Annotated in this window: 11 protein-coding genes, 3 tRNA genes and 1 pseudogene; 1 reads left to right on the plus strand and 14 read right to left on the minus strand. The window is 59.0% G+C overall.

All coding sequences use genetic code 11. From position 1 onward, the window contains the following. Positions 1–51: 51 nt before the first annotated feature. From AB5Y95_RS20005 to AB5Y95_RS20040, 8 genes and pseudogenes are all read right to left on the minus strand, one after another. Positions 52–138: pseudogene (locus AB5Y95_RS20005) on the minus strand (ferredoxin); the annotation flags it as partial. 24 nt (positions 139–162) lie between these two features. Beyond that, on the minus strand, positions 163–411 hold the full coding sequence (locus AB5Y95_RS20010) for a YfhL family 4Fe-4S dicluster ferredoxin (RefSeq protein ID WP_017787727.1): 249 nt from the start codon (positions 409–411) through the stop codon (positions 163–165). 1 nt (position 412) lies between these two features. Beyond that, on the minus strand, positions 413–1777 hold the full coding sequence (gene yegQ / locus AB5Y95_RS20015; protein ID WP_005303943.1) for a tRNA 5-hydroxyuridine modification protein YegQ: 1365 nt from the start codon (positions 1775–1777) through the stop codon (positions 413–415). Positions 1778–1995: 218 nt separating this feature from the next. Beyond that, the gene (locus tag AB5Y95_RS20020; protein ID WP_368161891.1) at positions 1996–2733 is read right to left on the minus strand and encodes an EAL domain-containing protein; all 738 of its coding nucleotides are present in this window, start codon (positions 2731–2733) and stop codon (positions 1996–1998) included. Between the two features lie 745 nt (positions 2734–3478). Next, the gene (locus tag AB5Y95_RS20025; RefSeq protein ID WP_368161892.1) at positions 3479–3751 is read right to left on the minus strand and encodes a hypothetical protein; all 273 of its coding nucleotides are present in this window, start codon (positions 3749–3751) and stop codon (positions 3479–3481) included. Between the two features lie 134 nt (positions 3752–3885). After that, positions 3886–3970, minus strand: a tRNA-Tyr gene (locus tag AB5Y95_RS20030). Between the two features lie 31 nt (positions 3971–4001). Beyond that, positions 4002–4086 (minus strand) — tRNA-Tyr (locus tag AB5Y95_RS20035). Between the two features lie 31 nt (positions 4087–4117). Beyond that, positions 4118–4202, minus strand: a tRNA-Tyr gene (locus AB5Y95_RS20040). 340 nt (positions 4203–4542) lie between these two features. On the opposite strand from AB5Y95_RS20040, the gene AB5Y95_RS20045 reads away from it, so the two are divergent. Next, positions 4543–5775 carry a cysteine desulfurase-like protein gene (locus tag AB5Y95_RS20045; protein ID WP_181969435.1) on the plus strand — a complete coding sequence of 411 codons (1233 nt, stop codon included), beginning with the start codon at positions 4543–4545 and terminating at the stop codon, positions 5773–5775. Between the two features lie 47 nt (positions 5776–5822). Here the strand turns inward: AB5Y95_RS20045 and AB5Y95_RS20050 are convergent, their stop codons facing one another. From AB5Y95_RS20050 to AB5Y95_RS20075, 6 genes are all read right to left on the minus strand, one after another. Then, positions 5823–6884 (minus strand): chemotaxis response regulator protein-glutamate methylesterase, encoded by a 1062-nt coding sequence (locus AB5Y95_RS20050; RefSeq protein WP_054544228.1) that lies wholly within the window; start codon positions 6882–6884, stop codon positions 5823–5825. A 10-nt stretch (positions 6885–6894) separates the two neighbouring features. Then, a complete protein-coding gene (cheD, locus tag AB5Y95_RS20055; RefSeq protein ID WP_005303792.1) occupies positions 6895–7365 on the minus strand; it encodes a chemoreceptor glutamine deamidase CheD in 471 nt (156 codons plus the stop codon). A gap of 10 nt (positions 7366–7375) precedes the next feature. After that, complete coding sequence (locus AB5Y95_RS20060) at positions 7376–8179, minus strand: protein-glutamate O-methyltransferase CheR (RefSeq protein WP_010634880.1); 804 nt, start codon at positions 8177–8179, stop codon at positions 7376–7378. Between the two features lie 56 nt (positions 8180–8235). Beyond that, the gene (locus AB5Y95_RS20065) at positions 8236–10407 is read right to left on the minus strand and encodes a methyl-accepting chemotaxis protein (RefSeq protein ID WP_368161893.1); all 2172 of its coding nucleotides are present in this window, start codon (positions 10405–10407) and stop codon (positions 8236–8238) included. Positions 10408–10472: 65 nt separating this feature from the next. Then, on the minus strand, positions 10473–11045 hold the full coding sequence (locus AB5Y95_RS20070) for a chemotaxis protein CheW (RefSeq protein ID WP_017763910.1): 573 nt from the start codon (positions 11043–11045) through the stop codon (positions 10473–10475). 12 nt (positions 11046–11057) lie between these two features. After that, positions 11058–12980 (minus strand): methyl-accepting chemotaxis protein, encoded by a 1923-nt coding sequence (locus AB5Y95_RS20075; RefSeq protein ID WP_024943066.1) that lies wholly within the window; start codon positions 12978–12980, stop codon positions 11058–11060. Between the last annotated feature and the right edge of the window lie 5 nt (positions 12981–12985).

The following is a 12985-nucleotide window of genomic DNA, read 5'->3' on the forward strand; positions in this document are numbered from 1 at the left end:
CGCATGCGGGGCTTTTTTTATGATGTTGTTGCGACCTGCAGATTACCGATGTTACTGCCGGTGCATCCGCACGAACTTCTCCATCAGCTGCTCTTCGGTTTCCACCATATGGAGGGGATCCCGGAGGATGCAGTCCATGTGGCGCAGATGCTGATGCCGGTGCTACTGCCTGTGCATCCGCACGAACTTTTCCATCAGTTGATCTTCGGTCTCCACGTGGGCGGGATCCCAGATGATGCAGTCGATAGGGCAGACACTGATGCAGGTCGGCTTCTCGTAGTGACCGACGCACTCGGTGCAGCGACTGGGGTCGATCTCGTAGATCTCCTCGCCAAGGCTAATGGCCTGGTTCGGACACTCGGGATCGCACATGTCACAGTTGATGCACTTGTCGGTGATGAGCAGGGACATCTCAGGCGGCCGAGTGGGGCTGACGGGTGTCCTCGCGCTCGCCGAGGTTGCGCAGCAGGATGCCGTAGTTAACGTCCACTTCCTTCGGAACCGGCACGTAGACCACGTGGCCGTTGCCCGGCGCTGTGTCGATGAGTTCGCCCTTGCGGTTCTGCATCTGCTCCAGATTGAAGCTGAGGTTGCCCTGCGGGGTCATCAGCTCCAGGCTGTTGCCCACCAGGAACTTGTTCTTCACCTCGACTTCCACCATGTCGCCGTTGCGACCGGTGATCTCGCCGACGAACTGCTGGGTGTCGGAGACAGAGTAGCCGTAGTCGTAGTTCTGGTATTCGCTGTGGTTGTGACGGCGCAGGAAACCCTCGGTATAGCCGCGGTGGGCCAGGTTTTCGAGGGTGCCCATCAGGCTGCGGTCAAACGGCCGGCCGGCTACCGCATCATCGATCGCCTTGCGATAGACCTGGGCGGTGCGCGCACAGTAGTAGAAGGACTTGGTACGGCCTTCGATCTTCAGCGAATGGACGCCCATCCTGGTCAGCCGCTCCACGTGCTCGACGGCGCGCAGATCCTTGGAGTTCATGATGTAGGTGCCGTGCTCGTCCTCGAACGCGCTCATGTACTCGCCCGGGCGGTTGGACTCTTCCAGCAGCACCAGCGCATCGGTCGGTTTGCCGGCACCCAGGGTCGGGTCCACTTTCTGCACGGCGATGGGCTCCTGGCGGTGGACGATCTGGCCCACCTCGTCCTCTTTACCCTCGTGCACCTTGTACTCCCAGCGGCAGGAGTTGGTGCAGGTGCCCTGGTTGGGGTCGCGCTTGTTGATGTAGCCGGAGAGCAGGCAGCGGCCAGAATAAGCCATGCACAGCGCCCCATGGACGAACACTTCCAGCTCCATCTCAGGGACCTGCATGCGGATCTCTTCGATCTCGTCCAGCGACAGCTCGCGAGAGAGGATGGCACGGGTCAGGCCCATCTGATGCCAGAACTTCACCGTGGCCCAGTTGACCGCGTTGGCCTGTACCGAGAGGTGAATGGGCATATCGGGGAAGGCTTCACGCATCATCATGATGAGACCGGGGTCGGACATGATCAGCGCATCCGGGTTCATCTCCACCACAGGGCGCATGTCGCGGATGAAGGTCTTGAGCTTGGAGTTGTGGGGCTGGATGTTGGCCACCACGTAGAACTGCTTGCCTAGGGCATGGGCTTCGTTGATGCCAAGCTGCAGGTTCTCGTGATCGAATTCGTTGTTGCGCACCCGCAGGCTGTAGCGGGGCTGGCCGGCATAGACGGCATCGGCGCCATAGGCGTAGGCGTAACGCATGTTCTTGAGGGAACCTGCGGGGGAGAGCAATTCTGGTTTAAACATGTCGGACTCTTATGTCTGATTGCAAATCAGGACGGCGCCACCTGATGGCGTCGTATGGGTTGAGCTGCGCCGGGAGTGGATACTCACACCGCCACCCGGTCACGGCATACCCGGCATCGGCCGGATAAACGGGGTGCGAGATTGTACTCGCCCTCACCGCATCATGCAATTTGGCAGGGAATCATCCCCGGCGCGAGTCGACGGGTAAAATGGGCCGCTCAGGCCCAGCGGGAGAGGGGGGAAGGAATGGTGTAGGCGTAACCCTGCTGATAGTCACAGCCGAGCCGGTTGGCTGTCTCGATGTGCTGCAGGGTTTCGACCCCTTCGCACACCACCTTGATGCCAAGCCGCTGCAGGTACTCCACCAGACCGGTCAGCATGCGCAGGGCATGGGGTGTCTTGCTGGCTTGCAGCAGCAGGGAGCGATCCAGCTTGATGATCTCGTAGGGTAGCGCCATCACTCGCTGGAAGTTGCAGGCCTGGGTGCCAAAATCGTCGCAGGCGATGTGGGCACCGTGCTCGCGCAGCACCTCGATCAGCGCCCGATGCGGAGGATGCAGCGGGGCCTGTTCCAGCACCTCGAACCAGATCTCGATCCCCAGCTTGCGCGCCTGCATCAGCACCAGCAACAACAGGTTCTGATAGGTGGGGCTGCTCAGGGTCGGGTTGAGGTTGATGGAGAGCAGATAGGAGCCCGCCTTTGCCAAGGTCGGCAGATCCCGCATGACGGCTCTGAGCATGACGATGTCCAGATGCAGTGACTGCTCCTCACTGAGGGAGGCAAAGTCGATGCCCTGATAACTCAGTTGAGCCGGCCCCCAGCGTCTGGCCAGCACCTCATAGCCCTTGACCTGATGATCCCGCCCTATGATCGGCTGATAGAAGGGCACAGCAAGCTCGGCCACCGGGATGCTTGCCATGTCACTCATTGGGTACTCTTCTTGAAATGCAAACACGGCACTCACCTGTTGACGGATATGGCCGTGGATAATAGCGGAGGGGGCGCGGAATGTTCTGTAGGAATTCTCTGATAATATGGGTGAACTAGCCGGATGGATATATTGATGTGCCTCGATGAAATATATTTTTTATATAAAATCAATACTTCCTGACTGCATGTAATCATGCAGAAGAGAAGTTAACCGGATGCTGGCATTAAATGGCAGTGCCTAAATGTCGGCTTGAACAAGTATTTCAACGCTGTATGGCAGGTCAGCATGATTTGGTAACAATTGGGCACTCAAACTGGCGGGTGCCAAGGTGTTGGCGAGAGTTGCCATTCATTGGATTACCCGCTAGCCGGCCTGCCTTGCTCACCACCTTAGCAGAGCAAAGTCGGCAGGACTTAGGTGGCGTTCCCTCTGGGGTCATCAACCAGGACCACAGGGGAGGGGGAAATAGAATGTTTATGAGAAACAGACTTGGTAACTGACCAAAAATATTGATGGCGAGTTTTCAATGTCTTTTATTAAGGTCATTTTTATGGAGTCATAGCTTGGCGGGATATTTCGCAGGGGTCATGATGAGTGAGGGTGATGATGGTCGGAATTGAAGAAATATACTGCCTAGTTGAGAAAATATATCCAGCCGCATGGCCAGCTATAGTGAGTAGCTTGTGGTAAAAGTCTTGGACAGAATTTTTAAAATAAATACCGATATTGAGTTCATTTCTGCATGTAACGGTATCGCGGGCGCTGACTATCAGCGGGCAACGGCCTCAAGCGGCAGCAATTGGGTTTTGCGCTGTTCTGGCTCTATGGCCTGTGCCAGCCAGTCCCAGTCGAGCAGGGGGGTGTCTGCCTTGAAACGCTGATAGGCGAGGCCCTTGTCGACCGTCAGAAACAGGGTGGTCGGTAAGCCGATGCGGTTGATATAACGCACCATCACCTCACCCCGGTAGCTGGTCAGCCGCTGCTGCAATTGCTGCAGGTTCAATCCTTTCGCCTGCCCTGCTTCATCCCAGATCTCAAACATGGTCATGTCCTTGAACGATATGGCAATACTGTTTCTAAAAGCGGGCCCACAGGCAATTGTCAGATCTGACAGTGTCAAATGGATAGATGCGTGAAAAGCGAAAACCCGGCACTAGGCCGGGTTTTCTTGAATGATGGTGGAGGGAGAAGGATTCGAACCTTCGAAGGCAGAGCCGTCAGATTTACAGTCTGATCCCTTTGGCCGCTCGGGAACCCCTCCACAGGGGTACTACACAAATTGTTCAGGAATATGGTGGAGGGAGAAGGATTCGAACCTTCGAAGGCAGAGCCGTCAGATTTACAGTCTGATCCCTTTGGCCGCTCGGGAACCCCTCCACGGGGTATTTTCCTGATTGTTGCACTTGAATGGTGGAGGGAGAAGGATTCGAACCTTCGAAGGCAGAGCCGTCAGATTTACAGTCTGATCCCTTTGGCCGCTCGGGAACCCCTCCCCAAGTGCGAGGCGCATACTATCAGATCTTCGCTCTTTGTGAACCCCTTGCGGGCATATCTGGCGACAAAAAAGTATCATTCGGTCATTTTTTGATATTTGTCGCTCATTTTTCACGCTTATCAACGACTTCCCTGCTGCTGTCTGGCATTGATCACGATGGTGGCGAGGCGAGGCGAGGTGTCGCACCAGCCGGTAGCCATCAGGCAGCGTTTTATACCAAAAAACTCACCTTATTTTGTAAGTGTGATGGCTGACCGCTTCGCTGATGGACATTGCTGCTGCCGCATTTTACTCTCGCCATGTTATTCAACTGTTAACATGGATTGTGGACTTATCCTATGCAGGCTCTCGATATCGCCGTGTTGCGCGGCCAGTTTCCCGCTCTCAATCAGCTGGTTGAAGGCAAAACCCCCGTTTTTTTTGACGGCCCCGGCGGGGCCCAGGTGCCACATGCCGTGCTCACGGCCATGACAGATTACCTCGGCCGCTTCAACGCCAATCTGGGCGGCCCCTTTTTCTCGGCCAGGGCGACCGAGCAGCAGGCCCTGCGGGCCAGGCTGGCGGTGGCGGCCTTGCTGGGGGCGGAGCGGGCTGAAGAGATAGTGTTTGGCGCCAACTTCACCACCCTGACCTTTGCGCTGAGTCGTGCCTTGGCCAGAGAGTGGCGGGCGGGGGACGAGATCATCGTCAGCGCGCTCGATCACTACTCCAACGTCTCCAGCTGGCAGCAAGCGGCAGCGGATCGCGGCGTGGTAGTGCATCAGGCAAGAGTCGATGTGACGACCGGGGGGTTGGACTATGCGCATCTGTTCAGCCTGCTCGGGCCCAAAACCCGGCTGGTGGCGGTAACAGCGGCCTCCAACACCACAGGCACTCTGGTCGATATTCCGCGTATCGCCGATGCGGTGCACGGGGTGGGGGCCCTGCTCTATGTAGATGCGGTGCACTTTGCGCCCCATGAGCGCATCGATGTGCAGGCCTGGGATTGCGACTTCCTCGGTTGCTCCGCCTACAAGTTTTTCGGCCCGCACCTCGGCATCCTCTTCGGCAAGCATCGCCACCTGGCGCATTTCACCCCCTACAAAGTCGAGCCGGCCAAAAATGTGGCGCCCTACAAGTGGGAAACCGGTACCCAGAGCTGGGAGGCGCTGGCCGGAGTAGAAGCGACCGTAGAGTATCTGGCCTCCCTGTCCGGGCTGGACGGCACCGAGCATGAGCTGGAAGCTCGCCTCGATCTGGCGTTTGCCCGCAGCCAGGCCCATGAGCGGCAGCTCAGCGAGCATCTGCTGGCCAGGCTGGCCGAGCGCCCCTGGTTCACCCTGCACGGCATTCAGGGCAGCAAGGGGCGCACTCCTACCTTCGCTCTCACTTCAAGCCGTCATAGTCCCGCCGAGATGGCCGAGTATCTGGGGCAACATCAGGTGTGCAGCTGGGCCGGCCACTTCTATGCGCTGGCGCTGGTGGAGCAGCTGGGGGTGAGCGACGGTGTGCTGCGAATAGGTTGCATGCACTACAACACCTCGGCGGAGATTGATCGCCTGTTTGCCCTGCTCGACGACATGCCGCATTGAAACAACACAGCCCGGGTCAGGCCGGGCTGCGTCGCCTCATCTGTCTGCTAGCGTCCCACGATGGCGTGATGGATATCCTGCAGTGGCAGGACATGGCGGGCGGCGCCGAGCTTGATGGCCTCCTTGGGCATGCCGAAGACCACGCAGGAGGCCTCATCCTGGGCAAAGGTATTGGCACCTGCCTCCAGCATCTCGCGCAGCCCGCGCGCACCGTCATCCCCCATCCCGGTCATGATGATGCCGGTGGCATTGCTGCCGGCAAACTTGGCCACCGAGCGAAACAGCACGTCCACCGAAGGGCGGTGGCGGTTGATGAGGGGGCCGTCCATCACGTCGACGTGATAGTAGGCGCCGCTGCGCTTGAGCAGCATGTGCTTGCCGCCGGGGGCGATGAGCGCGAGCCCGGGGATCACCCGATCATTGCTTCTGGCCTCCCGCACCTCTATCTGGCACAGGTTGTTGAGCCGCTCGGCAAAGGAGGCGGTGAACTTCTCCGGCATGTGCTGCACGATGACGATGCCGGGGCAGACCCGGGGCAGGGTAGTCAGCACGGCCTCCAGCGCCTGGGTGCCGCCGGTGGAGGTGCCGATCGCCACGATCCGCTCCGTAGTCTGGGCCATGGCATGCTGGCTGGCCGGCGCCATGATGGCGTCGGCATTGAGCTTGGGGGCGACCGTGGTGGACTGGGTTCTGACTTGGCGTCTGACATTGGCCTGGGCGGCAGCGCGCACCGCCATGGCCAGCTCTTGTGCCGACTCTTGCAGGAAGCTTTTCAGACCGATCGTGGGCTTGGTGATGATGTCGACGGCGCCGGCGGCCATCGCCTGCAGCGTGGTTTCCGCCCCCTTCTCGGTCAGGGAGGAGCAGATCACCACTGGGGTGGGGTGCTCGGCCATGATCTTGGTGAGGAAGGTGATGCCATCCATGCGTGGCATCTCCACGTCCAGTACGATCACGTCTGGCCACTCCTTCTTCAGTTTCTCTTGTGCAAACAGTGGGTCGGAGGCGGTGGCAATCACCTTGATATCGGGCTCCTGCTCGAGAATGGCCTGCAACACCTGCCTCACCACGGCGGAATCATCCACCAGCATGACTCTTATCTGTTTCATTCCCGTCCCCTTAGCGGTGTGGCAAGCGATGATGACGCACCCAGACATTGCCGTTGGCCAGCTCGAAAATCAGACTTCTGTGTCCCGCATGGCCAAGATGATGGGCCTTGATGGTCAGGCCCAGGTGCTGGGTCAGCTGCCAGGCCGCCTTGATGTTCTTGATGGCCACATTCATGGTGTTGAGCGTTTGCTGTTCTATAAACATGTTGCCGCCGCCAAACAGCTTGACCTCGTATTCGTGGATGGGGGCGGGGTGCTTGCCTATTTCGTGGATAAACAGCTGGATTGCCTCATCGGCATAACGACCGTCCAGACTCGGTGCGCTGTGGCCGCGGCTGGGCAGCATGTAATGGCACATGCCACCTCGCTTCTGCTCCGGATGCCACATGGTAATGGCCACGCAGGAGCCAAGATGGGTGCGGATGATGGCGTCATCCTGCCCAAAGAAGAACTCGCCCGGTTGCAGCATGACCTCTTTCATACTGAAAAACTCAAGGTTTCAAATAGATGGAAGGGGATACCAGTTGCAGGCCGTGGGGCAGGCCGTTCAGGCTCTCGGCGTGACTGACGATGAGATAGCCCCCTTTTCTCAGGCGCGGCACCAGCCGCTGCAGCACCTGTCCCTTGGTTTCCCGGTTGAAATAGATCATCACGTTGCGGATCAGGATGACGTCGAACAGCCCGATGTCAGGCAACTCCTGATTCAGGTTGATATGGTAAAACTGAACTTTCTCGCGCAGCTTGCGATCGATGATGAAGGTGCCCTCCTGAAAGCCGACCCCCTTCAGGCAGTACTTCATCAACAATGGCAGCGGGATGTTGTGGGCCCGTTCGATGGGATAGAGCCCCGTTCTCGCCTGTTCCAGCACTCGGGTCGAGATATCCGAGGCGATCACTTCCCAGTTACCCAGCTCCAGATGGTCGGCCAGGGTCATGGCCAGGCTGTAGGGCTCTTCGCCGGAAGAGCTGGCTGCGCTCCAGATCCGAACCATCCGCTCTTTTGGCAACTGGCGCAGCACCTTGGTCCCGAGAAACTCGAAGTGCTTGGGTTCGCGAAAAAAGTAGGTCTCGTTGGTGGTGAGCAGATCGAGCGCAATCTGCAGTTCACTGCCGCGGTTGTGCATGATCAGGCTGAAATAGTCGCCGTAGCTCTCCAGCTCATAGTAACAGAGCCGTTTTGACAATCGGCTGGCGACCAGGGCCTTCTTGGCCGGTGACAGATCGATCCCCGCCGTCTGGTGGATCCAGCGTTGAAACTGCGCAAATTCATCATCATGCAACTGGGTCTGATACACGGAAGGGCTCCCGAAACAAACGGGGTGCGGGTGAGCTCCACTCACCCGCATCCGGGTTAGAAACGAACAAAGTCGCCGTCATTGTGGGGTCGGGGCAGGTTGCCATTACCCTCTGCGGCACTGTTCTCGAGCATGAAGCGGCCGCGGGGGCCGGTGCGGGTGGCCGTCACCTTCTGGCCGGCATTGAGCTTGTGCCGCTCAAGGGTGAAGAACTCCATCGCCAGTTGCAGCTGTTCGGCCTGGCTGCTCATCTCCTCGGCGGTGGCGGCCAGCTCTTCGCTGCAGGATGCGTTCTGCTGGGTTACCTGGCTCAGCTGGTTCATGGCGATGTTGATCTGGCTGACGCCGGTTGACTGCTCTGCGGAGGCGGCGCTGATCTCCTGCACCAGATCCGAGGTCTTGTTGATGGAGGGCACCATCTGATCGAGCAGGCGTCCCGCTTTCTCCGCCATGTCGACGCTGCTTGAGGCCAGCTCGCCAATCTCCTGGGCCGCTACCTGGCTGCGCTCCGCCAGTTTGCGCACTTCGGCGGCTACCACGGCAAAGCCCTTGCCATGATCCCCGGCCCGGGCGGCCTCGATGGCAGCATTGAGGGCCAGCAGATTGGTCTGGTAGGCGATGTCATCTATGATGCCGATCCGCTTGGCGATCTGCTTCATGGCATCGACCGTGAGCTTGACCGCCTCGCCGCCTTCCACGGCCTCCTTGGCGGCCTTGCTGGCCATGCCATCGGTAACCTGGGCGTTGTCGGTGTTCTGGTTGATGCTGGCGCTCATCTGCTCGATGGAGGCGCTGGTCTCCTCCATGCTGGAAGCCTGTTCGCTGCTGGACTGGCTGATGGACTGGGCGGTGGCGCTGACCTGCTCGGCGGCGCTGGAGAGGTTGTCGGATGCCCCCAGCACCTCGGTGACAATGTTGGTGAGCGAGACGATGGTCTGGTTGAGGGAGTCCTTGGTCGTGCCGAATACGCCGGGGTAATCGGCCTCTATGTGCTGGGTCAGATCCCCGCGCGCCAGTGATTGAACCACCCTGATCACGTCGTTGAGACTGGTGTCGATCACCTCGGCGATACGGTTTATCCCCTCCCCAAGGTTCTGGAAGAAGCCGCTCTTGCCGGTGAGATCCATGCGACGGTGCAGTTCGCCATTGATGACAGACTGGACGATTTCCGACATCTCCCGCTCGATGGCGACCTCCTTGGTGCGATCCGACCACTCGACCACGGAGCCCAGCCGCTCGCCATCGTCGCCGAATACCGGGTTGGCGATGAGGGCGAAAGTGCGTCCCCCCAGCATGATCTGGGTACGATAGGTGTTGTTCAGCTTGGCCAGCATGCTGCGTTGATGGCCTGGATTCTTGTGAAAGCTATCGATGTTGGCGCCCATCAGGTTGGCCGAGCTGAAGTGGTGCAGTTCCTTGCGGATGTCGGTTTCGGCCTGGCCCAGCATTTCCCTGACCGCTTCGTTCATGTAGATGATGTTGAGGTCGGTATCGGCGATCATCACGTTGGTGCTGGCCCCGTCGAGCGCCTTCTTGACTCGCAGACTTTCGGCGGCCGCCTGCTTGGCGGCGGCATTGGCGGCTTTCACTTCATTCTCGATGGCGATCTCCTTGGTACGGTCGGCCCACTCCACCACGGAGCCGAGCCGCTCGCCACCGTCATTGAAAACGGGGTTGGCGATCAGGGAGAAGGTGCGGCCTCCGACCGTGATCTGGGTACGGTAGGTCTTGTCCAGCTTGGCCAGCATGTTGCGCTGGTGGGAGGGCTCCTTGTGGAAAGTATCGATGTTCTTGCCCATCAGGTGCCTGACGTCGAAGCTCGGCAGATCCTTGCGAATATCCGACTCTGCCAGTCCCAGCATGGCCAGCACGGCTTCATTCATGTAGACGATGTTCAAATTGGTATCGGCGATCATCACATTGGTCGAGGCACCATCCAGCGCCTTGCGCACTCGCAGGTTTTCTTCGTAGAGCGCCTGATTGGCCTCGCGAGCGGCGAGCGCACTGCCAAGGCGATCTCCCAGCAGCCCCAGTACGGCATTGAACTCCTGGCAGAGCTCCTTGAGAGGGCCGGTGAGCGTGTCCAGTTCTAGCTGGGCGGACTGTTTGCCTTGCTGGATCCCCTGAGCCAGGGTGCGGGTTGCACCAGTCAACTGGCGCAGTTGTTCCTGCAGCAAGGCATGAGCATTGCCGTTGCCAAACAGATTGCCAAAGAGTGATTGAGTCATGGGCCTTATCCTTGTGCGACATGTCATTGCTGTGTGGTGGAGCGAAACGCTGATTTATGTTGTTGTCATGGCGTTTGTGGTTTTTGTTCCAGCAGCCGTTCCTGCTGCTGGGTCAGCTCGCTGAGCTGGGCCATTTCGTCGATGGAGAGCACCTTCTCGGTATTGATGAGAATGACGAACTTGCCGTTGACCTTGCCCATGCCGCTGATGAAGTCGGCCCGGATGCGGGCTCCGAAGCTCGGTGGCGGCTCAATCTCGTTGCAGGGGATGGTCAGCACCTCGGAGACGGAGTCCACCACCACGCCTATGTCCTGATTGCCGTGTTCCGGGTCGTCCGGGTGCACGTTCTCGATGATCACGATGCAGCTGCGGCGAGTGATGCTGGAGGGGGCATTGCCAAAACGGGCGTTGAGATCCACCACAGAGACGACGGCGCCCCTCAGGTTGATCACACCCCGGATAAAACTCGGCATCATGGGGATGGGGGTGATGTTGCCGTATTCGATGATCTCCTTGACCCCGAGAATGTTGATGGCAAACATCTCACCGTTGATGAGAAAAGTCAGGTACTGGGCATCACCCTGATTGTCATGTACCAGCGTGCCAGGCTGGGCGACCACTTCGGTAGACATGCTCATGAGGCTCTCCGGTTAAAAGCGGACAAAATCGGTTTCGTCAACCTGCGGTTGCGCAGCCGCATTGCCATGCAACGGGGGCTGGGCCGGCATCACAAACTTGCCTCTGGGAGGCACCCCCTTGTGCAGGTTTTCGACCTGTCTGGGTGAGCGGCCGCTGCCTTGCAGGGAGAAAAAGTCCATGGTCTGCTGCAGCTCGTTGGCCTGGGAGCTCATCTCTTCTGCAGTGGCGGCCAGTTCCTCGCTGCTGGCAGCATTTTGCTGGGTCACCTGATTGAGCTGGCTCATGGCCAGGCTTATCTGGTTGGCGGCGCTGGCCTGCTCCCCGGAGGCGGCGTTGATCTCCTGCACCAGATCGGAGGTCTTGCGAATGGAGGGCACTATCTTGTCGAGCAGACTGCCCGCCTTCTCGGCAGTATCGACGCTGCTTGACGAGAGTTCGCCTATCTCCTGCGCCGCGATCTGGCTGCGTTCGGCCAGCTTGCGGACCTCGGCGGCGACCACAGCAAAGCCTTTGCCATGTTCGCCGGCCCTGGCCGCCTCGATGGCGGCATTGAGCGCCAGCAGATTGGTCTGGTAGGCGATGTCGTCGATGATGCTGACCTTGCGGGCGATCTGCTGCATCGCGGCAACCGTCTGCTGTACCGAACGGCCCCCTTCGGTGGCCTCCAGTACGGCGCTGCTCGCCATGTTGTCGGTCACCTTGGCGTTGTCCGTGTTCTGGTTGATGCTGGCGCTCATCTGCTCGATGGAGGCGCTGGTCTCTTCCACGCTGGCCGCTTGCTCACTGGTGGCCTGGCTGAGGGACTGGGCCGTGGTGCTGACCTGATTGGAGGCGTTGGTCAGGTTGTCGGCGGCGTTGCGTACTTCCTCGATGATGGCGGTCAGCGCGGCGATGGTGCTGTTGAGGCCATCCTTGGTCTGACCGAAAATCCCCGGATAGGGCTGCTCGATCTTCTGGGTGAGGTCACCCTGCGACAGGGCGGTGGCAATGCGCATCACGTCGTTGAGGCTGGTGTCGGTCACGTTGGAGAGACGATTGAGCAGTTCGGAGAGGCGCTTGATGTAACCCTGCCGTCCGTCCAGTTCAATCTTGTAGCTGAAATCCCCCTGTTCGACGGCGGCGGTCACCAGCGTTTCTATGTCGGTGATGAGGGACGTCAGCTTGTTGACCATGTTTTGCATGGCCAGCAACAGCTGGCCGGCTTCATCGTGGGCTCCGATGTCGATGGTGACGTCGAGATTGCCGTCCGCCAGGTGGTTGGCAACCTGCAGGGCCTGGTTGATGGGAGAGATGATGCTGCGAATGAGGACGATGCCAAACCAGGCTGCGGCCACCATGCCGGCGGCGACCACAGCCATCATGGTAAGCAGCATGACGTCATACCAGGCCTGTGCCTGTTCGTATTCGGATTTGGCAACGTCGAGCTGCAGACTGACCAGCTCGGTTATCTTGCTGCCGATGGGGTCGATGGAGCTATATAGCTTGCCGTCAAACTCATTGAGCGTATCCGCAATGACACCATGCTGATTTGAGAGAAAGGCCTCCAGCCTGGTGATGTCTCGATCCGCGGTATTAAACAGGCTGTTGGCCTCGGCCGACAGCTTCTGTTCGGCTGCGGTCAGCTTGGTGGCCTGATAGTGTTGCCATTCCAGCTTGATCTGCTGCTGGGCATGCTGGATCTGCTGCAACGCCTCCTCGGCGCTGACGAGACCGGCATTGGCCTTGTTGACATTGTCTATGATGGCGACGGCGTAGTTGTCCGAGATGGTTTTGAGCTGCTTGAGCGGCACCACCCGGTCGTTGTAGACCCGTTGCAGCCCCTTGTTGCTGCTATGCATGTTGTAGAGCCCGAGCACTCCTACGCCAAACAGCAGTACGCAGAGCAGACAGAGCAGAATGGTGAGTCGTAGTTTGATGGTGGAGTTTTTGAACATGTCAG

The organism is Aeromonas sp. R5-3 (assembly GCF_040908225.1).
GTDB lineage: Bacteria > Pseudomonadota > Gammaproteobacteria > Enterobacterales > Aeromonadaceae > Aeromonas > Aeromonas dhakensis.